General features: G+C 62.2%; 19 protein-coding genes. 12 read left to right on the top strand and 7 right to left on the bottom strand.

Going from position 1 to position 21,962, the window contains the following annotated elements; all coding sequences use genetic code 11:
* From VHD36_08400 to VHD36_08385, 4 genes are all read left to right on the top strand, one after another.
* A partial coding sequence (locus VHD36_08400; GenBank protein HVU87328.1) for a hypothetical protein occupies window positions 1-259 on the top strand: 259 nt, incomplete at its 5' end.
* Between the two features lie 498 nt (window positions 260-757).
* Window positions 758-2,455 carry a porin gene (locus tag VHD36_08395; protein HVU87327.1) on the top strand — a complete coding sequence of 566 codons (1,698 nt, stop codon included), beginning with the start codon at window positions 758-760 and terminating at the stop codon, window positions 2,453-2,455.
* Window positions 2,456-2,572: 117 nt separating this feature from the next.
* Entirely contained in the window at window positions 2,573-3,319 is a 747-nt protein-coding gene (locus VHD36_08390; GenBank protein HVU87326.1) for a UvrB/UvrC motif-containing protein, read from the top strand.
* A gap of 213 nt (window positions 3,320-3,532) precedes the next feature.
* On the top strand, window positions 3,533-4,834 hold the full coding sequence (locus tag VHD36_08385) for a Gfo/Idh/MocA family oxidoreductase (protein HVU87325.1): 1,302 nt from the start codon (window positions 3,533-3,535) through the stop codon (window positions 4,832-4,834).
* 191 nt (window positions 4,835-5,025) lie between these two features.
* On the opposite strand, the gene VHD36_08380 is transcribed toward VHD36_08385, so the two are convergent.
* Together VHD36_08380 and VHD36_08375 are read right to left on the bottom strand one after the other, a co-directional pair.
* A complete protein-coding gene (locus VHD36_08380; GenBank protein HVU87324.1) occupies window positions 5,026-5,799 on the bottom strand; it encodes a hypothetical protein in 774 nt (257 codons plus the stop codon).
* 91 nt (window positions 5,800-5,890) lie between these two features.
* Complete coding sequence (locus VHD36_08375; protein ID HVU87323.1) at window positions 5,891-7,429, bottom strand: sodium:solute symporter family protein; 1,539 nt, start codon at window positions 7,427-7,429, stop codon at window positions 5,891-5,893.
* Between the two features lie 353 nt (window positions 7,430-7,782).
* Here VHD36_08375 and VHD36_08370 point away from each other — a divergent pair, with 353 nt between their 5' ends.
* Together VHD36_08370 and VHD36_08365 are read left to right on the top strand one after the other, a co-directional pair.
* Window positions 7,783-8,307: a hypothetical protein gene (locus VHD36_08370; protein HVU87322.1), complete on the top strand. Its 525-nt coding sequence runs from the start codon at window positions 7,783-7,785 to the stop codon at window positions 8,305-8,307.
* Between the two features lie 200 nt (window positions 8,308-8,507).
* Entirely contained in the window at window positions 8,508-9,041 is a 534-nt protein-coding gene (locus tag VHD36_08365) for a hypothetical protein (protein HVU87321.1), read from the top strand.
* Window positions 9,042-9,084: 43 nt separating this feature from the next.
* On the opposite strand, the gene VHD36_08360 is transcribed toward VHD36_08365, so the two are convergent.
* Window positions 9,085-10,533, bottom strand: coding sequence for an HD domain-containing protein (locus VHD36_08360; protein HVU87320.1), 1,449 nt, complete (start codon window positions 10,531-10,533; stop codon window positions 9,085-9,087).
* A gap of 297 nt (window positions 10,534-10,830) precedes the next feature.
* On the opposite strand from VHD36_08360, the gene VHD36_08355 reads away from it, so the two are divergent.
* A complete protein-coding gene (locus VHD36_08355) occupies window positions 10,831-12,768 on the top strand; it encodes a hypothetical protein (GenBank protein HVU87319.1) in 1,938 nt (645 codons plus the stop codon).
* 533 nt (window positions 12,769-13,301) lie between these two features.
* Here VHD36_08355 and VHD36_08350 read toward each other — a convergent pair.
* Together VHD36_08350 and VHD36_08345 are read right to left on the bottom strand one after the other, a co-directional pair.
* Window positions 13,302-15,602, bottom strand: coding sequence for a protein kinase (locus tag VHD36_08350; protein ID HVU87318.1), 2,301 nt, complete (start codon window positions 15,600-15,602; stop codon window positions 13,302-13,304).
* Window positions 15,603-15,629: 27 nt separating this feature from the next.
* Window positions 15,630-16,256, bottom strand: coding sequence for a sigma-70 family RNA polymerase sigma factor (locus tag VHD36_08345; protein HVU87317.1), 627 nt, complete (start codon window positions 16,254-16,256; stop codon window positions 15,630-15,632).
* A 261-nt stretch (window positions 16,257-16,517) separates the two neighbouring features.
* On the opposite strand from VHD36_08345, the gene VHD36_08340 reads away from it, so the two are divergent.
* The 5 genes from VHD36_08340 (at window position 16,518) to VHD36_08320 (ending at window position 19,736) form a co-directional block, all read left to right on the top strand.
* Window positions 16,518-16,646, top strand: coding sequence for a hypothetical protein (locus tag VHD36_08340; GenBank protein ID HVU87316.1), 129 nt, complete (start codon window positions 16,518-16,520; stop codon window positions 16,644-16,646).
* A 221-nt stretch (window positions 16,647-16,867) separates the two neighbouring features.
* Entirely contained in the window at window positions 16,868-17,386 is a 519-nt protein-coding gene (locus tag VHD36_08335) for a DNA starvation/stationary phase protection protein (protein HVU87315.1), read from the top strand.
* A 154-nt stretch (window positions 17,387-17,540) separates the two neighbouring features.
* Window positions 17,541-18,017, top strand: a complete 477-nt coding sequence (locus VHD36_08330) for a nuclear transport factor 2 family protein (protein HVU87314.1) — start codon at window positions 17,541-17,543, stop codon at window positions 18,015-18,017.
* A gap of 137 nt (window positions 18,018-18,154) precedes the next feature.
* The gene (locus VHD36_08325; protein HVU87313.1) at window positions 18,155-18,727 is read left to right on the top strand and encodes a YceI family protein; all 573 of its coding nucleotides are present in this window, start codon (window positions 18,155-18,157) and stop codon (window positions 18,725-18,727) included.
* A 79-nt stretch (window positions 18,728-18,806) separates the two neighbouring features.
* Window positions 18,807-19,736 (top strand): hypothetical protein, encoded by a 930-nt coding sequence (locus tag VHD36_08320; protein HVU87312.1) that lies wholly within the window; start codon window positions 18,807-18,809, stop codon window positions 19,734-19,736.
* A gap of 57 nt (window positions 19,737-19,793) precedes the next feature.
* On the opposite strand, the gene VHD36_08315 is transcribed toward VHD36_08320, so the two are convergent.
* Window positions 19,794-21,227, bottom strand: coding sequence for a DUF1501 domain-containing protein (locus VHD36_08315; protein HVU87311.1), 1,434 nt, complete (start codon window positions 21,225-21,227; stop codon window positions 19,794-19,796).
* A 28-nt stretch (window positions 21,228-21,255) separates the two neighbouring features.
* The coding region (locus VHD36_08310) for a DUF1553 domain-containing protein (protein HVU87310.1) at window positions 21,256-21,962 on the bottom strand (707 nt) is incomplete at its 5' end.

The following is a 21,962-nucleotide window of genomic DNA, read 5'->3' as shown; positions in this document are numbered from 1 at the left end:
CCGGATTATCGCGACCAAGTCTCTGGTGATTGTGCTGATGCGCGCGTGCTGGATGCTGCCCTACTTGGTGCTGTTGCGGCACATTGGGGTGTACCCGCTCACGAACTCATTTTGGTTTTCGCTCATCATGGCCGCCTGGGTGGCTCTTAATGTGCTGGCGGTGCTTGCCGGTTTCGCCGCAACGCGGCGCTGGAACCGTTGGGAAGGACTGGATCTCGAAGCGCCTCGTTATGGTGCGAGTGATGCATCGCCGGACTGAATCAGGCTCGACGATGCTGAGTTAGCAGTCCGCGCGAAACTGGCGAAGCTGGCGACATTTTGACGTGGTAAACTTTGCCGCCCAAGAAAAGACTGCCGGGTGGGCGATTACTGAGGATTGTAGGGGTCGTACTGCGCGGTCGCGCTAGCATCGCGGCTGCAGCCCCAGTCATCCGCCTGAAATCGCCTGCTCCGAACAATGATCGTGGTCAACACAACTTTGGGCGTTGCGCGTCAGCGGCGACCGCGGAGCGTAACCCCGCGCCGAGGGCGTTGGATCTTAGGCCTGCTAGCAGCGTCATGGATCGTGATCGGCGTGTCGACTGCGCGAGCGCCTCGAGTCGCAGCACAAACGCCGGCGCCGATACCGGGCACGCCGTTGCCGACGTTCCTGCCGGCGGGCACGCCGAGTCCAAGCCCCACCGCACAGCAGGAACAAAGGCCGCCGCAGTTCGCTCACGGCGAGCCTCAAGTCGTGCGGTTGCCACCGGTGGCGCCCATGCCCGCCCCTGGCGCCAGCCTGCTGGCGCGGCCCGAAGATCGACTGTCGGCCATCGCGCAATCGGGAGGCACGGCTGCGGCTCCCGGTCCCGGCACGGTGCTGCGCACGACCGCTCTCTTGCAGCAGAATCCGGCGGATCAACGGCCCGGCCCCTCGGGCGCGCTTGATCCTTTTGCTCCAGCCGACACGGGCAGGTCGAACAACCCCCTGGATATCAGCAATCAGGTGCAGTCGCTGCGCACCGCACTGGATAAGACGATCGAGCGGCTGGGGGCGACCGAGCGCCAGTTGCAAGCGACCCAGCAGCGCCTCGACTCGCAAACGAACGGCGAGATCGCGCCGACCGGGCTGCCGCAGCGAATGACCGACCTGGAATCGGCCTGGGACCGCTTCGAGGACCAGTTAGCGGCCGAACGCGGCGCCAAGTATCCCTCGGCGAAGCTCACCGGCTTCACGCAGCTCGACGACTACATGATGTCGCAAGACCAGTTGAACAAGGACACGGTCGGCAACGGACAGAACGGCCTGGGCTTTCGCCGCGCTCGTCTGGCGGTGATTGGCAACGTATCGACGTTCACGGCGTACATGATGGAAGTCGACTTCGCCACCGCGGGCCGGCCCAGCTTCTTCGACATGTGGGTCGAGCAGGACAATTTGCCGATCCTCCGCTCGGTGCGCATCGGGCAATATCTTCAGCCGTTCAGCGTCGATGCCATGAGCGGTTTCCGCCACCTGCCTTTCCTGGAACGGTCGCTGCCGTTCTTGGCGTTCGTTCCCTTCCGCCGCGTGGGGGCGATGGCCTCGAACAATTCGCGCGACGAGTTGACCTATTGGGCGTACAGCTTCTTCCGCACCGGTGGTTTCAACAACGCACCGGAAGGGGATAGCCGATTCGCCACCGATATTGGCGATCAGGGTGGCTTGTCGTTTTCGACCCGCATCACGCATCTGCTGCAGTATGACCCACATGCCGACGATCGCTACTTATGGGATGTCGGCGTGTCGTACAACTACAGCCGCATGACGGGCAATACGGCCAGCGGCCAGAGGCCGTTTTACCAAGCGCGCACCGGTCCCGAGTTCGGCCCGATCGGCGACGGTATTGATACGATTCCCGCTACCTTCGGCGCCGCCAGTTACAACGCCTCGAATTTTACGCCGCCGCAGTTCATCGACTCAGGCCGCTTCCTGGCTGATAGCTTCAACTTGTTCGGCGTCGAAACGCTCTATCAAAACGGCGCGTTCAGCGCCCAGGGTGAATTCATGGCCACGGGCGTTAACAGCGTCGTCGGGCCGATCTGGTACACCGGCGCCTATGGCGAGGTGATGTACCGCCTGACCGGCGAGCATCGCGGCTATGACAAGCGTCTGGCGGCGTTCAAGAACCCAGTGCCCTTCACCGACTTCATTTCGCTCAAGCCGGGCGGGATCAAGGGATGGGGCTCGTGGGAAATCGCCGCACGACTGTCCTACGTCGAGATGCGCAATCCCTCGTCGCTAACGGCGGCGGACTATATCTCCGGTACTAATGCCACGGGCAACGGTACGCTGACCGACGTCACCGTGGGCCTCACGTGGCTCTTGAATTACCACACCAAGCTGCAGTTCAACTGGATCCACGCCATGCTGAACAATCGGCAGATGGGCTTCAGTGTCGCGGACAACTCGGTCAGCCGTATCCAGGTCGATTTCTAGGCCGCGCCCCCTCCACTGGCCGGCAGCGAGGTGGCCGGTGAACCCAGGTCGGTGGTATAATCCATCGGGGCGGCCCGGACCGTGGGCCGCGAAGCCGGAACAGCTCGGCACGCACCGATGAGCAAGCGCCAAGACATTGACCACGTGTTGAAGGGCTGGAAGTACGAACCAGGCGAGGTTGTCGCCCGACTGACCCGGGCCAGCGACGGTCGCCAGGTGCTGCAGATGCGCATCGATCTGGGCGTCTTGCAGTTGGAGGTCGAAAACCGTCCCGACGGCACGCGGCCCGGCGGCGCCGAAACGTACTTCGACTATTTGCTTGGTCTGGCCCTCCACGAGGGGGACGGCTTCGTCCTGGACGAGGAACAGTGCGCCGAGGCGGACCGCGAATTCGTTCAGTTCTATCATCGACGCATGTGCTGGTTGGCGCTTCGTGAGTTCCGTCGGGCGGTGCGCGACGCGGATCATAGCCTGGCCTTCATGGACTTCGCGCAATCCTGCTCGCCGAACGACGAGTGGACCCAATCGCACGAGCAGTATCGCCCGTTCATCCTCTTTCATCGCGCTCAGGCATTGGGCCTGGCCGAGCTCGAGGATTCCGGGCCCGAGACGGCCGTCGAGGCGATCACCGCGGGCTTGGAGCGCCTCAAGCAGTGCTACCTGGACAACGGACTGGACGAAGAGCAGGTCGAAGAAGACGAATTGGTCGAACGATTGATCGAGCTGGGTGAGTCGGTCCGGGAGCACTATCACCTGGGGCAGACTCTGGCCGAGCAATTGGCGGCGGCCGTGGCCGCCGAGGAGTTCGAACGAGCCGCCCAGCTGCGCGACGAAATCGCCAAACGCGCCAAGAGCCGGGCTTAACCTTAGCCGGTTCCGGTGTTTTCGCGGGCGGTCATCACCCCATTCCGGCAGGCGTTGCTTGTCGCGCCGCCCTTGGCGATAATCGGCCGAGTGCTGGGCTCGTTCTGTCCCAAGATCTCCCACCGTAAAACTGTTCACGGGTCGGTCCGATTCGCAGCGGCGCTGCTTTCCCCACTCCGACCACTTCAGCACAGCAAATCAAGGAACCTGTCGATGTCCGAGTCTGGAATGGATCGCAGCACCGATAACTCGTCGCGTCGTGACTTTCTACGGACTTCGGCAACGGCGGCCCTGGGCGGGGCGCTGGCCGCGAACCTGTCGGTCGCTCGCGGCGCGCATGCGGCCGGCAGCGATGTCTTGAAGGTGGGATTGATCGGCTGCGGCGGCCGTGGCACCGGCGCGGCGGCCCAGGCTTTGAACGCCGACCCGCACGTGCAATTGACGGCGCTGGGCGACGCCTTCGCCGACCGGCTGCAAACGAGCCTGGAGAACTTGCGGAAGATGTTCGCCGAGAAGGTGGCCGTGGCGGACGATCACTGCTTCGTCGGTTTCGACGCTTACAAGAACGTGATCGACAGCGGTGTCGACGTCGTGATCCTGGCCACGCCGCCTCACTTTCGGCCGGCACACTTGCAAGCCGCCGTGGCGGCCGGCAAGCACGTCTTTGCCGAGAAGCCCGTGGCCGTCGACGCGGCTGGCGTGCGCAGCGTGCTGGAAACTTGTGCCGAGGCGAAGAAGAAAAACCTGTCGATCGTTTCCGGCCTGTGTTACCGCTATGACCTGGCCAAGCGGGAAACGATCCAGCGCGTCCACGACGGCGCCGTGGGTGACATCGTAGCGTTGAACGTGAACTACAACACCGGCACGTTGTGGATGCACCCTCGCAAGGAAAACTGGAGCGACATGGAATGGCAGCTCCGCAACTGGCTGTATTTCACCTGGCTGTCGGGCGACCATAACACCGAGCAGCACGTTCACAGCCTGGACAAAGCCGCCTGGGTGATGCACGACGAGCCGCCCGTGAAGGCCTGGGGTCTGGGGGGCCGGCAAGTGCGCACGCAGCCTGAGTATGGCAACATCTACGACCACCACGCCGTCGTTTACGAATACGCCAATGGCGTGAAGCTATTTTCGTTCTGCCGGCAGCAAGCGGGTTGCAGCGTCGACGTTTCCGACTACGTGCTCGGCACGAAGGGCACGGCCGACCTGATGAAGCACACCATCAAGGCGGGCGAATCGAATTGGCGCTATCGCGGCGAAGCCCCGAACATGTACCAGCAAGAACACGACGAGCTCTTTGCTTCGATCCGCTCGGGCAACCCGATCAACAACGGCGAGTTCATGAGCCGCAGCACGATGATGGCCATTCTGGGCCGCATGTGTACTTACACGGGCCAGACGATCACCTGGGACAAGGCGATCAGCTCGCAAGAGAAGCTGGGGCCCACGGAATACAAGTGGGACCACCTGGATGTGCCGCTGGTGGCCATGCCCGGCATCACGCAGTTTGCGTGACGAATTAGACTGAAAGCCGGCGGCCCGTAACGAAGAGCGTTGCCACAGAGGTCTCAGAGAACACAGAGGGAAATCGTGCAGTCGCACGATCGCTTAGTTGTTGCGACTCAATATTCCATGAGTTTGCTTCTCGGCATTTTCTCGGTGATCTCTGAGTGCTCTGTGGCTGATTCCCCCGGGCCGTACGACAACTAGCGCCTCGCCCGCGGCCGCGCCAGCCAGTAGCGCACCGAGAGCGCCCACGAGACCAGCATGTAGTAGGCCGGGTAGAAGAGCGACAGCCAGGTCAGTTGCTGCGCTGTGGCGCCGCCGTGTGGTGTGTCTTCCCAGCGCCATAGAATGGCGACGATGAATGCGCCCCACACGCCAGCGAGAATGATCGAGATGCGATTCAGCGCGCCGGGCTGCGTGGGATACAAGTATCGGGCTGGCACAAACGTCAGTGCTGACAAGCTCATGAGTAGCGTTACCGTGGCCCACACCGGGGGCTGTAGCGCGTAGAGATAAAAGGCGACCAGGTTCCAATACGACGGGAAGCCAAGAAAGAACCCGTCGTCGGTTTTGGCCGACACCTGACAAAAACCATAGGCGCTGGCCAACAGCGGCACCAACAGCCAGCCGCTCTGCCGCTCGGGCAACAGGTCGGCCTGATAGATCAACAAGAGTGGCAAAAACGTGTAGTTCAAAAAGTCGACCAGGTCGTCCAACTTGCGGCCGTCGAAGCCGGGCAGAACTTCCTTGACGCGCACGCGGCGGGCGAACCAACCGTCGGTGCCGTCGATGATCAGGCCAATGGCCATCAACAAAAAAGCATCGCGAAATCGCAGCGGGTCGTCACTTACCAGCACGTAAGCGATCGCACCGGCGACGACCAAACCCATGCCCGTATAGAGGTGAACCCCCCAGGCGTAAATGTGCGAAAAGCTTATCCGCGGTCGTTCGACTTCGGTCAACATGGGACTCATGGAGGCGTCCATTAATCAGGAGGACGGTTCGAGCAAATCGTTGGCTCGCCAGGCCCGCGCGCCGTCGTCAGCCAGGCGAGGTTCGCAAAACTCACGTTTCGACTCTACCAAGAACCCGTGGTGCGTCCCAGCCGGCGGTGACACGGCTGACCAGCGGCAAGACGATCAGGCCCACGACCGCCGCCAGCACTCGGGCGGGAAAAACCGACTGCCCGGTCGCCAAATCGTACCACTCGCCTGGATCCTGGCCGGTGACGCGCGACGAGAGCTCGGCGTAGGGAATGAACGCCGGCAGCCCGAATTCCGGGATGCCGCTTCCTAAGCGTAGCACGAGAGAAATGACGAAGGCCACGACCGAGCCGGCACGATTGGCGCGCGGATCGAACAGAGCGCACAATAATTGCGGAAAAAGCAGGACGAAAACCAGGTCGGCGGTAAAAAACCACAGTGCGGCGACGCTTTGCGCGTCGAGCGCCATGACCGTCGCGGCGGATCCCAATGCGACAATCGACACACGAATCACGCGCCGCAGCGTGGTCGTCGAATCGCGCGCCCCGCGCAACCGGTGGAAAACATTCCAACTGAACATCGAGCCGGCCGAAAGTATCGACGCGCTAAAGCTCGACGTCACCGCGCCGACGATCGCGCCCAGACCGAGCATGGCCACCAAGGGCGGCGCCGTCTCGCGCAAGAGCATTGGTAGCGCCATTGTGGGTCGCTCGTCGAGAATCGCGCGATCGGCGTCGTTCCAGCCTTCGTAGGAGAACGCCGCAATGCCTAACACCACCGGCGGCGCCGTCAGGGCAATCGTCAGTACGCCGGCCAGCACCGAATGCCACCGCGCTTGCGGGACCGTGCGACAGGACAGCACGCGCTGGAAATAGCAATTCCAAGGGATACCCCCCAACACAAGCATCACGGTCAGCTCCCACCAGGCCACGCGACTGGCCAGCGGCCAGGCGGGATCATGGCTGGCCAGTGGTACGAACGGCGCCGCGCGTGCGCCCATCTGCGCGATGTAGTCGCCCCAAGCTGCGTTCATTCCGCCGACGCTCGCGAGCGCGAAAGGGATCGCGGCCAGCATGCCGATCGGTACCAGCGCAATCTGAAACACGTCGGTGTACGCCACGCTCCACATGCCACCGATCACGGTGTAAGCCGTCACCACGACCGCCGAGGCGACGATGGCCGTCGTCAAATCGATGTTCAAGATCGTCCCGCACGTGGCCCCGATCGCCACCAACAGCTCTGCGCTCCAGAACAGTTCGCCGAACATGGCGGGCAGAAACAGTACCGCGGCCCAGCCGCGTCCGAAGCGCGATTCGAACGGATCGATCAGCGTGGTGAACTCCAGGCGACGCATCCGGCCCGCAAAGAGGAATCCTCCCAGGATCAGGCTCACGCCGAAGCAGACGCCCCCCTGCAATCCGGCGGCGAGACCCGTTTGTGTCTTCTCGACGGTGCCGAGCAGGTAGCCGCCGTCGACCCAGGTGGCGGTCGTCGTCAGCACGGCGACCCACAGCGGCATCCCGCGCCCGGCCAGCAGCAACTCGCCGGGCGAGTGATGCACCTTGCGGCCGGCCCAGGCGCCGATCGCAAGAAAGATCGCGAACATAATCGCGATGGTCACAACCCCTCCCCAGGAGACATCGTGCATCGCGTTGCTAACTCCTCGATCGGATGGGCAGGTAACGGATGGTGCCGCCGTCGTGCCGGTGTGGAAAAACCGCCCGGCGATTTACGGACAATGAAGCGGCAGCCAATCCTGAAGTCAAAAACGTGGTCGTCTGACGAATTCGTTGGCTTACTTGCGACCACCCGCGAGCATCTTACTTCTCGCGGGGGCTTCGCGCATGCAAGAAAGGGGGCAATTCTCGCGGGTGTGGCACGTCTATTGCGAATTTGGCGGGAAGAACGCAGCGCCCTAGAATTGAGTAAAGAGCTGTCGCACTTCAGGGGCAATGCCCAGAAGGAAAGAATGCCATGAAAACGCCCGCACAACTCGACCAGCCGATTCGGGTCGGCATTTTTTCCACCATTCGAGAGGCCGACCAGGCGGTTCACGGTTTGCTGAACCTGGGGTACACAAGCGACCAGATCACGGTCGTTTGTTCCGAGGATTGGAAGGCGGCGCACTTTCGCGAGTATCACCACGAAGATCCTGCCGGCGCTCATACGGGTACGGCGGCGGCCGTGGGAGGCGCCATCGGCGCCGTGCTTGGTGGTATGTCGGCCGTGATCGGCACCGTGGCGACGGGCGGTATCGGCCTTTTGGCCGCGGGCGGAGCGTCGGCCTGGGCCGGAGGCATCGTCGGCGGTTTGATCGGCGCCATGATGACGCGCGGCGTCGAACGCGAACTGGCCGACTACTATGATCAGGCCGTAGTGCGCGGCAAGATTCTGGTGGCCGCCGAAGATCGCAATCCGGCGGGGCAAGCGCGGCTGGAGCAAGCGGCCCGCGTGCTGGAAGAGGCGGGGGCCGAGCCCCTGGCGCTGCGGGAGAGCTGAAGTCGCTTCGCCGCGGCCTTTCTGTAGCTCGCCTTTGCCGAGGCGGGTTCTTTGTGCCTACCGGGTCGCAGGGTCGGTTATAGGATTCGTTGCTGCGCGGCCATTCCCGCCGCTCCTGCACGGCCGCGGGTCATCTGCTAGACTTGGGCGCGACCGGCGCGAGCGCCGGCACCCTAACTTTTTCGCGCGGAGTGCGGCCGATGAATCTCGATTTTATTCTGCGTTTTGCTTCGATCGCGCTCACAGCCTTGTGCTGGGGTGCTTATGGCCCCGTCTTGCACCGTGGCCAGACGGCGATGGACGGGAGCCGGCTGCGGCCGCTCTTGTGCGTCGGCATGGCGTATTTCGTGATCGCGGTGGTGGTGCCGCTGTTCTGGTTGTACACGCGCGGTGAAAAGGGGGATTGGACGTTCTCGGGCATCGTGTGGAGTTCCGGTGGCGGCGTGGCGGGCGCCATCGGCGCGCTGGGTATCATTTTGGCTTTCAACTTTGGCGGCAAGCCAAGCTACGTCATGCCGCTGGTTTTCGGCTGTGCTCCGGTAATCAACGCGTTCCTCACGATCTACATGGCCGGCGCGTGGAAGGACGTCAGCCCGCTCTTTCTTGCTGGCCTGGTGATCGTGGCGATGGGCGCGGTCATGGTGCTGGTGTTTGCTCCCAAGGGGCACGCGCCGGGACCAACCGGATCAGCACATGCTCCGCCGGCAGTCGTTGAACCGGTCGAAGGCCATTAGGATCGATCCGGCCGAGCTTCGTATGCTCGCGCGGATCGGCCGGCTACATGTTCGTCGTATCATCGGCCGCGCCAGGGCCGACGAGCGTATCGAGGGCCCGGGCAAGTACCGCGTCGTGCTGGTGCGTCTCGCAATAGACGCGGCAGATGCGATAGCTAAAAGGGATCTGCCGGAACAGCTCGCTATCGGCGAGAACTCGCGGCTTGCCGCGCGCTTCATCAAACAAGAAGTTCTGGCCGGCGGCCGGCCCGCGCGTGCCAGGCCGATTGACGTGCCGCGCCAGATCGACGCGTAACGGCAGCTCGCGCAGATCGCTCGGCAGAGCGTCGCGCAGCGCACGCTCGAAGAATTCGGGCCGGCTGAAGATGCTCCCCTGCTCGCCGGCCCATGGATCGAAGAAGACCGTCCGTTCGCACGCCATCCGCCACCGCAGCCGCCGTGAGAGGAGATCGCGCCAGCGATCGCCCAAAGCACGGCGTGTCGGGTCCTCGCTCTCAGACCAGCGGGCTACGTCGACCAGCAGCGACCATTCCGTAAAGCGCTGGTAATCATCCAGGTGCGCAAGCGGATCGCCCGGAAAGAGGTATGCGCCGCTTTCGGCGAACAGGTCGGCCAGCGTCAAATCGATGGCGCGCACCGTCCGGTGGAAATAGATCGAGCGAAACAGCTCGGCCCGAGCCGCGACAAAGCGCACCAGAGCCGGCACGCCGCGGGCGTGGATCGTTAAACCGGCGTCGCTGAAAAAGCTGTAATGCAGCAGGCGATCCAGATCGAAGGCGCGGGTCGAATAGCCGGACATGTACGCGTCGCGTAGCACGAAGTCCATGTTGTCGACCGTGTACAGGCCGCAAAACAAGCTGCGCAAAAACAGCAGCCAGCGCGGGGCGGTGTCCGCGTCCGGCGTGGCCGCCTGAGGGCGCTTGATCAAGTACGCGATTTGCGCCGGATCCAATATCTCGTCGTCGCGCAGAGCACCGGAAGGGTTGCGGCGCACCCCGCGCAGCAGATCGCCCAACTCGTCGCAGATGATCGAGGCACCGATCGTTTCGTGGGTGTGTCCGAAGCGGGCGAGGTAATGGGCGTCGAAAAAATGTCCAAAGGGGCCGTGGCCGACGTCGTGCAACAGGCCTGCCAAACGCATCAACGATTCGACATAGCCGCGGCTGGGAACGTCGGGGCAGGCTTCCGCGAGGCTTGCATACAGCGCGGCCACGGCGCGGCTCGCCACGTGCATGACGCCAATGACGTGCTGAAACCGGGTATGCTCCGCGGCCGGAAACACCCACCACGCCGTTTGCAGCTGGTGGATCTGCCGCAATCGCTGCAGCCAGGGGTGGTCGATCAGTTGCCGCTCGGTGGTCTCGCCTGCTATCGATCCGGACGTGAACGGGATATAGCCGTGCAGGGGATCGTGTGTCAGTCCCTCATTCTGATAGTCGCGCATGGCGAGAATTATCTGCCAGCACGATTCCGAGGTCCATTGGCCCGCCATGTGCCTGACACCATTTTGGCGGAGATTAGTGGAGCCCAGCAGACTTTTATTCCGAGGAGACTTGTTAAGGGTGCCTGCGGGATGCACATGAATCATGGCATGGCCGTTCGGCCGGTCTACGGAGAGAGCACTTTTTTCGAGGCACCTTACAGGCTTCTCAGATTTGCTAAACTGCCCAGTTGGCGTGCTGGCACCAAAATTGCCTAGACAGTAAAATCCGAAGCCTTTGGCTCGACGCGTCTGAGGCAAGGCGGCCTCGGCGAATCCTTGTGGCGGAAATCAGCGAGGGAGGTGGCTGTGCTCATTCGTTCCGTAGTGTCGTTCGTCGCGCTGGCGCTTTCCGTTTCCTCGGGACTCGTGATGGCCGCGGTGCCTGCGGCCGAGACGCTTTATCCCAATTCGACGAAGGCGTACTTCTCGGTGGCGAGCGCACCGCGCCTGACGGCGAATTGGGAGAAGACGCAGCTCTATCAGTTGTTCGAGGACCCGGTGATGAAACCGTTCACCGAGGACTTGCGCAAGCAATTGGAAGATAAATGGCTGGCCAATCATCAGAAGATCGGCCTGTCGATTGACGACCTGCGCGGCATTGCCAGCGGCGAATTGAGCGGGGCGCTCGTAGGAACCTCGGCGGGCCGTACGGCGATGATCGTGCTGGTCGACGTCACGGGAAACGAAGACAAGGCCACCGAAGCGCTGGAGAAGGCCGACAAAAACCTGCTCAAAGAGAAGGCCAAGAAGAGCCATAAGACGATTTCCGGCATCGCCGTCACGATCTACGACTTGCCCTCGAAAGAAGACAGCAGCGAGATCCGCCACGTGGCCTACCTGCTGAAGGACGGGCTGCTGGCCGGCGCCGATGGGCTGGACGCGCTCACGGACTTGATCCCCCGGCTCGCGGGCAACCGCGACGACAGCCTCGCAAGCCTCACGCCGTATCAGCACGTGATCCAGCGCTTGACGGCCGCTGCCGGCGAGCTGGCGCCGGATGTGCGCTGGTATATCGATCCGCTGGCGGTCGCCGAGTTCCGCGCGGCCGACAACGAAAAGCGGCAAAAGAACGTCAAGATGTTGCGGAACGAAGGCTTCGGCGCCGTCCAGGGCGTGGGCGGGTTTGTAAACCTGGGCGTCGGCGACTACGAGATTCTGCACCGCACGGCCGTCTATGCTCCGAAGCCCTACGAAAAGGCGATGGGAATGCTCGAGTTCCCCAACGCCGCGCCGGCCAATCCGCCCGCCTGGATCTCGAAAGACGTCGTGACCTTCACCACTCTGAATTGGGAGATCAAAACAGCCTTTGAGAAGTTCAGCACCCTCTTCGACGAGCTCTTCGGCGAAGGCTCGGAAGGGACGTTCAACGATACGATCGACAGTGTCCGCGACGATCCCAACGGCCCAGGCATCGATATCCGCAAAGACCTGGTGGGGCATTTGGGTAACCGCGCTTTCGTGGTCACGGATTACAAGTTGCCCATCACGCCCAGCAGCGAGCGGTTCGTGTTCGCCGCCGAAACGACCAACGAAGCCGCCTTGGCGGCCGCGGTACAAAAGTCGCTGGAAACCGATGAGAACGTGATCAAGCGAGTCTACAAGGACTACATCATCTGGGAGATGAAGGCCGAGGACGATTCAGTGGCTGCCGTCGTCGTCGAGCGGCCCGATGAGCAAATCGGAGGTGGCAGCGCGGCGGCGCATTCGGTGACCATCTCGGATTCGCCCGAGCCCAAGAACGCCGGTGATCGCATCCGGGCCAAGCTCGGCGAAGAGGGGGAAGAGGCCGTGCAGCTACCCAATGCCGCCGTGGCCGTGGCGCGCGGCCATTTGCTCGTCGCTTCGCACGTCGACTTCATGGAGAAAGTGTTGGCGGGAGCCGACGAGCGCGACCGGCTGCAAAACGATGGCGACTACAAGCGCGTCAACGACGAGTTGACCAAGCTCGGCGCGACGCAGATTTGCGTCCGGAATTTCACCCGAGCCGATGAGCAGTTCCGCATTACCTACGACCTTTTCAAGGCCGGCAAGCTGCCCGAGTCGGAAACCATTCTCGCGCAGATCATCCGATCGGCTCAGGAAGAACAGGCCGACGGCACGGTGCGCAAGGCGGAACTCGACGGCAGCAAGCTCCCCGATTATCAGGTCGCCCGGCGTTACTTGGGAATCGGTGGCACCTATGCCGCGACCGAGGAAAACGGCTGGGTCATCGTGGGTTTCCTCTTCCGCAAGGAATCCCCATAAGGGCACACGGATTGCTGCTGTCGAAGGGGGCATGGTTCCCGCCGACCAGGCTTGATGTAAGGCATTTTGTCGCAACGACTTTTCGCAGTACGTAAGACCATTTTTCGTATGCCTATCGGCATATTGTGAGTGGGGGGCGCAGATCGCTAAAGTTTCAGAGGCTGCATTGGCCTCTATCCCCGTAGCGGCCCTCCCCCACGAGTTGCAGCCATAGCCGCCAGGCGCCCCTAACCGCCTTGGCGGCTTTCTTTTTTTCTACGGGCTTTTTGCCTACGGGAATGCTGCCGCGGCGGCGCAAAAAAACCGCGCGCCCTGGCAAGCTGCCAGAACGCGCGGATCGTTTCGCTGCGTTGAGAGGGCCGCCGATTGTCTAGACTTGTCTAGCAGCCTGTCGAAGAACTCAACGGGCTGCGACATCGCAGGGATGCGATGGCAAAATATCGACGTAAGTCGTTATTTTGCGAGCCGTGCGAAGCTTTGCGTCGCACTTGGCGAGGTTGAAAAAAGCCCCGAGGGCTTTTTTCAACAGGCTGCTAGGGCCCTACGCGGCCTTGCGCTTCGCAGCGTTCGAGGAGCTGGATAAACTCGTCCCGCAGTGGCTCGCCCTGGCCGACCACGGCGAGCCCACGATTGAGGCAGGCCGCGGCCTCGGCGTACCTTTGTTCTCCGAGCAATATTTCTCCCAGCCCGAGATAGGCCACTGACAGTTTCGGATCCAGCTTGCTGGCTTGCTCGAAGTGTATGACCGCCTCGCCGGGCCGCTCTTGCGACAACTCGCGCGCCAGATTGTAGTGGGCAGCGGTCGACCGCGGATCGAACTCGAGGGACCTTTGGTATTCGGCGATCGCTTCCTCGCGTCGTCCGAGTGCCACGAGCGCGACGGCCAAATTGTTGTGTGCCGTGCTCGAGTCGGGCCGGATGGCAAGTGCGGCCTGGTAGTACCGCAGTGATTCCAACGGGTCGTTCTTTCGCAAGGCGTCGGCCAAAGCCAGGTTCGCCAACAAACTATTGACGTGTGCCTGCTGGACGCGCGCTCGAAAGGATTTCACGTCAAGCTTCGCGACAGCCAGTCGATGACAGAGCGCCCTTAGCTGCAGCACCGAAACGGTCGCCAAAGGCGCTGTCTCAGCCAGGTGTGCAAGGTGGTCTGGATCACTCCACTTGACCGGATCATGGTATTGCTTCTGCCAGTCGCATTGGTCGGCCGAGGCCGCCTGCGCGACGGCGAGCAACCAATCGCGGCTGCGTGCATCGGACTCGCAGACCGACCAGTCATCCACCGCGGCCACGAGCGCCGCGCGCACATCCGACGCCTTGATTCGCGCCGCCACCGTGGCCGAATCGGCCGCCGCCTTGCCGATTCCGGCGCTGGCCAGCAACGCTTCGTATTCCGCCGCAGCCCGCGCGTTGGGACGCCAGTTGGAATCTTGCGCATTGAGGACCGTGGCGCGGCGTTCTTCGACCAACTCCAGGTTTTCGACGAGCGTGAGATCATCGAGGACCCGGTCGATGCGCTGTCGCAATTCCGCAAAGCCACCATCGCCCAGTTTGCCCAGGATGGCCCGTGCTTCGGCAAAACGGCCGGCCTGCACTAACTGGATTCCGGAATCCAGGCGCATATTCAACCGCATTTTCTCCGCTCGCCGCGCGGCTGCCTCCGCCCATTCCTGGGTCACGGCGCTGGCGATCAACGCGATCAGCACCACCGAAGTCACGGCCAGCGCCGCAAGGAGCGGGTTCCGCCGAATCCAGCGGGCGGCTCGTTCGGCGGGGGCAATGGGTCGCGCGCGAATCGGCTCGTGGTGCAGAAAGCGATCCAAGTCCGCCGCCAGCTCGCCGGCCGTGGGGTAGCGCGCGCGAGGATCTTTTTCGAGACATTTCAGGCAGATCGTCTGCAAATCGCGCGGCACCTTGGGATTCAAGTGCGCCGGAGGAAGCGGATCCTCGGTCGTCAGCTTGCGTTCGATATCGGAAAGACTCTCGCCCTGGAACGGCGGTCGCCCGGTCAACATCTCGTATAAAATGGCACCCAGGGCAAAGATATCGACGGCCGGGCTGAGCGCCGACGCGCCGCCGGTCATCTGTTCGGGAGCCATGTAACTCGGCGTGCCGATGCGGGCGCCGGTGTGCGTCAACCCGCTGTCGCGATCCAATCGGCGCGCCAGGCCGAAGTCCGTGATCTTCGGAGTTTCTCCATCGGCCAACAGAATATTGCCAGGCTTGAGATCGCGATGGACGATTCCCGATTCGTGCGCGGCCTGCACGGCTTCGGCGAGCCTGCTGACCATCTCCGCCGCTTCGCGCACCGGCTGGGTTGTGCCGGCGAGCTTCTGGGCGAGACTGCCACCGTCGACGAATTCCATCGTGTAATAGGGATGGCCGTCGACTTCGCCAATGTCGTAAACCTGCACGATGTGCGGATGCCGCAGGGCGGCAATCGCCTCGGCTTCGCGCACGAACCGTGCGTGCTCCTGGCGACTGGCATAGGAACCGGTCAGCAGCATCTTGAGCGCGACGTCGCGATTCAGCTTCAGATGATGCGCTTTGTACACGATGCCCATGCCGCCGTGGCCGAGGATTCGTTCCACGTCGTAATCAGGAATCGACGGCATCGCGATATTCGCGTTTACCTGTGACAACGTATCGAGCGGCGTAGCTCTTCCTTCGGTGGGCGGAAAAAGCGAATTCACCTGAGCCTCCACGGCACGGAATCGGTTCAGCCGCGCTCGAACCGCGGTGAGTAATTGCGGTTCTTCCGCGCAGACGTCTTCGGGCGTACGATCCGTTTCCAGCACTTCGGTCAGCAATTCATCGATTCGTTCTTCGTACGTCATGATATGCTCGTTGTCGAAAGATCGAACTCACGAATCCGTTTGCTGCGAAGCGGTGGGGTCCAAGTCGCTGAGACGGTCGGCCAGAATCATCAAGCCGCGGTTCAACCGCCGCTGAATCGTCTTGGTCGAAGTGCCCAACAACTCGGCCACCTCGGCCTGTGACAACCCCTGGATACGCACCAGACTGAATACCTCGCGCTCGTCGTCGGGAAGCGACTCGATCGCTTCGAGCATCCGGCGCGCGTTGGTCGTCAGCCCCGAGGCGCTACTCTCGGCGGTCGGGAAGAGCGGTTCCTGAAATTCTACAGCCGGCTCTCGCGCATCCAAACGCCGGGCCAGGTCGTTCAGCTCCCACCGCATGTGCTGGTTCGCCAACGCGAAGAACTGCCGCACTGTCCGCGGACGGACTTCCTGCATCGCCCTGAGCAATCGATCCACGACGGCGCCAAGCATCTCCTCGGATTGCAGATTCAGCGGAGGACGCATCAGCCGCGGATAGCTGCGCAGCAAAAGTGTCCTGCAGAGAAGATGCAGTCTCGCGACCGAAGTTTCGATCAGGGCGCGAATGATCGGATCCGTCGACGCCTCGCCGTCGAGCCGGGCCAATTGTCCCAGGTAATGCTCGATGGCGATGGTCGTATTACGGAAATCCATAACCCAACCCCTTGCTACCTATGAATCTTCGCTTTCATTCTGTCAGAAGTAAGCCCAGCCTCGTGGAAGGCCGGCCACCCCTCAGAATTATTGCGTCGCGCGTCCACGCCGGCCGCTCAGTTAGATAGAGGACAAAGATACATGGCCGAACCCCACAGCAGAGGGCCATGTCAATCGTAGACCGCGCCCTACACTTGGCAATCGATCTCTGCCGGTCAGAGAATCGATCGAACTGTTGATTCTTGGTTATCGCGTGCTGCCATGTTTCTGCTCATCGCTACAAGCTGCTTGAGTGCTTACCTGATCGCGGATCATTTTTCGTCGCATGCCGGCGGTTTGGCGGCGGCAATACTCTGGTATCTGCTCCTGCACTCGCTGGGTATGAACTGAGCGACGAGCCGGATTTCCTGAACTTACGATCGAGGCTGATGGACAAACGCTGTCCGCAGGCATAAGACGAGGAATTACAGCGACCTGCCGCGACACCGAAAATGGCTGTCCACCCCTTACGCTTATCAAAGCAGAAGTGGCTTCGGGACACTTGTAAAGAGTGTCCCAATTAAAGGCTTGGTTTGGCGATTGCCCTCTCTCGACCTGAAAGGAGACCAATCATGTCCACGACGCAAGCGACGAAGACGCGCGTGAATCCGGCTTTGGCGACGCCCACCGATTTGCCGCGAGAAGGTGTCGACGAGATCTGTGTCGAGCTGCGATTGCTGCTGGCTGATGTGTTCGCGCTATACGTGAAGACCAAGAACTTTCACTGGCACATGAGTGGCCCGCACTTTCGCGACTACCACTTGTTGCTCGATGAGCAGTCAGAGCAGATCTTCGGCATGACCGACGACGTTGCCGAACGAGCCCGCAAGATCGGCGGCACGACGTTGCGATCGATCGGCGACATCGCCCGCAGCCAGCGCCTGCACGACAATGACGAAGAGTTCGTCGGTCCGCAGCAGATGCTGGCCGAGTTGGCGGCCGACAATCAACAGTTGACCAGGTCGCTGCGCGCCGCGCACGCGGTGTGCGATGAGCACAACGACGTGGCCACGGCTAGCCTGATCGAGAATTGGATCGACGAGACCGAGCGCCGCACCTGGTTCCTCTCGCAAGCGGCCAGGCACGGTTGAGCGACGTCGCGGCGTAGACCATTCATGCTGAGACGATAGCAGCACCAGGTAGCTTCAACGAGGACAATCTCGACGGGGCAGCCTTCCTTGTCCAGCCAGGGATTGGACCGCTCCCTCGGGGACCCCGTCTCGAAAGAGTTGGAGGGACTGAACCATGAACAGTTCTGAAGCGCGACCGCCGTATCCACCGTTCACGCACGAGACCGCCATCCAGAAGGTCCGCGCCGGCGAAGATGGCTGGAACTCGCGCGATCCGGAGAAGGTGTCGCTGGCTTACAGTCCACAGAGCCGGTGGCGAAACCGCTCGGAATTCATCGTCGGCCGAGAGCAGATCGTTGCGTTCCTGCGCCGCAAGTGGGAACGCGAGCTCGATTATCGACTAATCAAGGAACTGTGGGCATTCGGCGGCAATCGCATCGCCGTGCGCTTTGCTTATGAATGGCACGACGCCGACGGGCACTGGTTCCGATCGTACGGCAATGAGAACTGGGAGTTCGACGAGCAGGGTCTGATGGCCATCCGCCACGCCTCGATCAACGATCTGGCAATTAGCGAGACGGACCGAAAATATTTCTGGCCCCTCGGGCGCCGTCCCGACAATCACCCCGGGTTAAGCGATTTTGCCTTTTGAGAAGCCGCGTACGTAAGGGCGCCGCTTTTCGACCTTGCAGTTCTCCAGCCGACGCCTCGTGCATTATGGAGTTAGTGGCCGCGACGCGTTATGATGCTCCGGTATTAACCCCTCCCACCTTGTGCAAGGATTGAACGATGACAGCGGCAATTCGACGATGCACCCTGACGCTAGTTCTCATGGCATGCTGCTGCGTAGCGCGGGCAGCCGACACCTACAAGGTCGACCCCGTCCATTCCTCGGTCTCGTTCATGATCTTGCACGCTGGTATCAGCAATATCCACGGGCGGTTCAACGATTTCTCGGGAAACATCACTATCGACAAAGCCGACCCGGCCAAGTCATCGTTTGCGCTGTCGATTCCGATCGACAGCATTGATACCAACAATCAGAAACGGGACGAGCACTTGCGGGCCCCCGATTATTTCAACGCCAAGCAGTTCCCGACCATGTCCTTCCAAAGCACGAAGGTCAAAGCCATCGAGGGAGGTTACGAGGTCACGGGCGACCTGACCATGCATGGCGTGACGAAGCCCCTTTCCTTCAAGCTCAAGGGAGCCGACAAGGTTGTCGAATTTCCGAAGGGGACGCAACGGATCGGCTTTGTATCGACGTTCTCGCTTCTACGCAGCGACTTCGGCATGACGGTCGAGCCCAAGGCGCTGGGGGACGAGATTACGATTATCGTCGGCATCGAAGCAGCCAAGTAAGGCACGCTTCGGCGGGTCATTCCGCGGCGCGACCTGCGACACGCGCCCTGGCGGCACTCCCTCGCGGGAGACGTGGCCAATGTTTGACATCCTTGTATTGGCCGAGGCAATCCTCGTTGGCGCACTGACGGCGGCCGCGGTCATGCGTTTGATCGCCTACAGGGCGCGGCGCGAAGGAGCGCGCTGGAGTTGGGCGATCGGCGCGGGAGTCTTGGCCGCCAGCGGAGTTACCGATCAGTGGCCCCACTGGCCGCCAGTTGAGGACCGCGCGCGGTTTCTCACGCTGCAGGTGCCACTGACAATCGTGGTTGAGAGCCTTGCGGCGGCCACTCGTTCGAGGCGCATGGCGTGGCTCCTGCGCTTCGCGCTGGCCGCGATCGCGGCACCGATCCTCTTGCACAACTCGGTCTACCTGACCGTTCTGGATGGCCGCGACGCGGCGGAATGGTCACCCGTCGAAGCGACCACGATCTTGGCAGGGCTGGCGGCGATGGCGGTGCTGATTTGGGCAGCGTTAACCGCACTCGCCGCGCGGACTTCGACGCTGGCCGTCTATAGCGTGCTGATCCTCGACGCCTATGCGGCGGCCGTTACGGTCATGCTCTCCGGATACTTCATGGGTGGACTCTTGGGGCTGGGCCTGGCCGGAGCGATGACGGGCGCGGCAATGGCCGCATACAATCGCGCACCTCTACCACCAGTTCCCGGCAGCTTGGGAATGGGCGTGATCGGAATATTCGCCGTGGTTGTCGTCGGGCTGTTTTTTGGCAACCTGTCGACAGCCCTGGCCGGGTGCCTGTTGCTGGCGCCGCTTCTCGCCTGGGCTGTCGAATTGCCCCGGTTGAGCGCATTCGCGCCCCGGTGGCGCGGTGTCCAGCGCCTGGCCTGGGTCGGCGTTCCGCTGATTGTCGCGCTCACGATCGCCGAGCGGAAATTCGCCGCCGCGTTCGCGGCTCATTCGTCGCAGCGAGGCGTCGCGCGCCACATCGATGCCGCGGATGCGCCTTGAAGAGTTGCAAAACGCGAGGGCACGATCGTCAACCCATCCGCTCGTGCGTATTGGCCGTTAAGCGAAAATCTCGCTCACCACGTTGCCACTGACGTCGGTCAAGCGGAAGTCGCGCCCTGCGTGGCGGTAAGTGAGCCGGGTGTGGTCCAGCCCCAGCAGGTGCAGCATGGTCGCGTGCAGGTCGTGCAGATGAACTTTTTCCTGCACTGCGAAATAGCCGTAGTCGTCCGTGGCGCCGTAGCTGAATCCTGCCTTCACCCCTCCCCCCGCCAACCACATGGTATAGCCGTGCGGGTTGTGATCGCGACCGTCGTCCCCTTGCGCCGTCGGCGTGCGGCCGAACTCGCCTCCCCACAGCACTAGAGTCTCGTCCAGCAAGCCGCGGGCTTTCAAGTCGCAGAGCAGTCCGGCGATGGGGCGATCAACCTCGGCGGCATTCGAGGCGTGGTCTTTTTTCAAGCCGCCGTGCTGATCCCACTTGTAGCTGTGCGATACCTGAACGAACCGCACCCCACGTTCGGCAAAGCGCCGCGCCATCAGGCACTGCCGGCCGAAATTCTGCGTCTTCGGATCGTCGAGCCCGTAAAGCCGCTGCGTGCTGGCCGTCTCGTCAGCGATGTCCTGCATCTCGGGAGCCGCCGACTGCATGCGAAACGCCAGTTCGAACGCCTCGATGCGCCCTTCGAGCCCCGCGTCCGGACCGGTGCGCGCCAGTTGTTCGTTATTGATTTCCCGCAGCAGGTCGAGTTCCATCCGCTGTTGCGCAGCGGGCGATCGCTGATCGATGAAGGGGATTTTCGCTTTGGCCGAGGGCACGCTGGCGTTGCCCAGCGGCGTGCCGTGATATACGGCCGGCAGGAACGCCGAGCTATAGTTGTTCACGCCACCGTGCGTCAGCGTGGGACAGACCGTGATGAACGCCGGCAGGTTCTCGTTCTCGGTCCCCAGGCCGTAACCGATCCACGAGCCCATGCTCGGCCGCACAAATGTGTCGCTACCGGTGTGCAGCTCGAGGAGCGCGCCACCGTGGCGCGAATTCGACCCGTGCATGCCGTGCAGAAAGCACATGTCATCGACGTACTGGGCCACGTGCGGAAACAGTTCGCTGACCCACGCGCCCGATTCCCCGTGCCGCTGGAATTTCCAGGGACTCGCCAGCAGGTTGCCTGTCTCGGACGATACGACGCGCGGCTTGTCGAAAGGAAGCGGCTTGCCATGATCGCGCGTGAGCAAGGGCTTGTAGTCGAACGTATCAACCTGCGACGGCCCACCGTGCATGAACAAGAAGATCACTCGCTTGGCGCGTGGCGCGAAATGCGGGGCCCGGGCCGCAAGTGGGCGGGCGTTCACCGGTCCGTTCGCCGTGCCGCCCTGCGCATGCTCGCCCAATAGTCCGCCGAGCGCCAACAACCCGAAGCCGGCACTGCTCTGCTGCAAGAGTTCGCGCCGGCTGAAGACGCGCTCGAACTGGCCGCAAGCTTTGTGTGTCATGACCTGTCAACCCGTACTCGGCCGCCTCTTACTCAACATAGAGAAATTCGTTCGATGACAGAATCACGCGGCACAGCGCGTGCCAGGCGGGCATATCCGCGGCTGCATCGCCGGAGGCCGCCGCCTCGCGTGCATAACGCTCGACGAAGCCCAGGGCCCGAGTTACCTCGGCCTCGGTCGGTGAGCGGCCGAAGGCGATCATGTAGAGACCTTTCGCCCGCGCCGCGCGATCGCTTGGATACTCGGCGAGCAAACGCTCGGCCAATCGCAAGGATTGTTCGTTCATCACTTCGCTGTTCATCATGAACAGCGCCTGTGAGGCGACGGTCGTGCTGTCGCGATCTCCCTTGATCGTGGTCGGCTCGGCAAAGTCGAACGCCTGGAACGGTTCGTAGAGAGCGCTGCGCACCACGGGCAGATACAGGCTGCGTCGATTCGTCGCGTAGCTCGTCGCATCGACCGACGTTGTGCTCGTAACGTAAGCGCGCGGTTTACTCTTCAGCAGGGAACCGCCCAGCGACGTATCAAGATCACCGCCCACGAACAACAACGAGTCGCGCACGGCCTCGGCTTCCAAACGGCGGCGATTCATCCGCCACAAGAGCCGGTTATCGGGATCGGTCTCGGCGGCCGCAGGGCTAAATGTCGTCGACATTTGATAGGTGGCCGAAAGCATGATCAGCCGATGCATGGCCTTGACGGACCAGCCGGACTCGACGAATCGATTGGCCAGCC

The organism is Pirellulales bacterium, assembly GCA_035546535.1.
Lineage (GTDB): Bacteria > Planctomycetota > Planctomycetia > Pirellulales > JACPPG01 > JACPPG01.
Note: the sequence above shows the minus strand (reverse complement) of the source record. Positions and strands in the feature narration are given on the sequence as shown.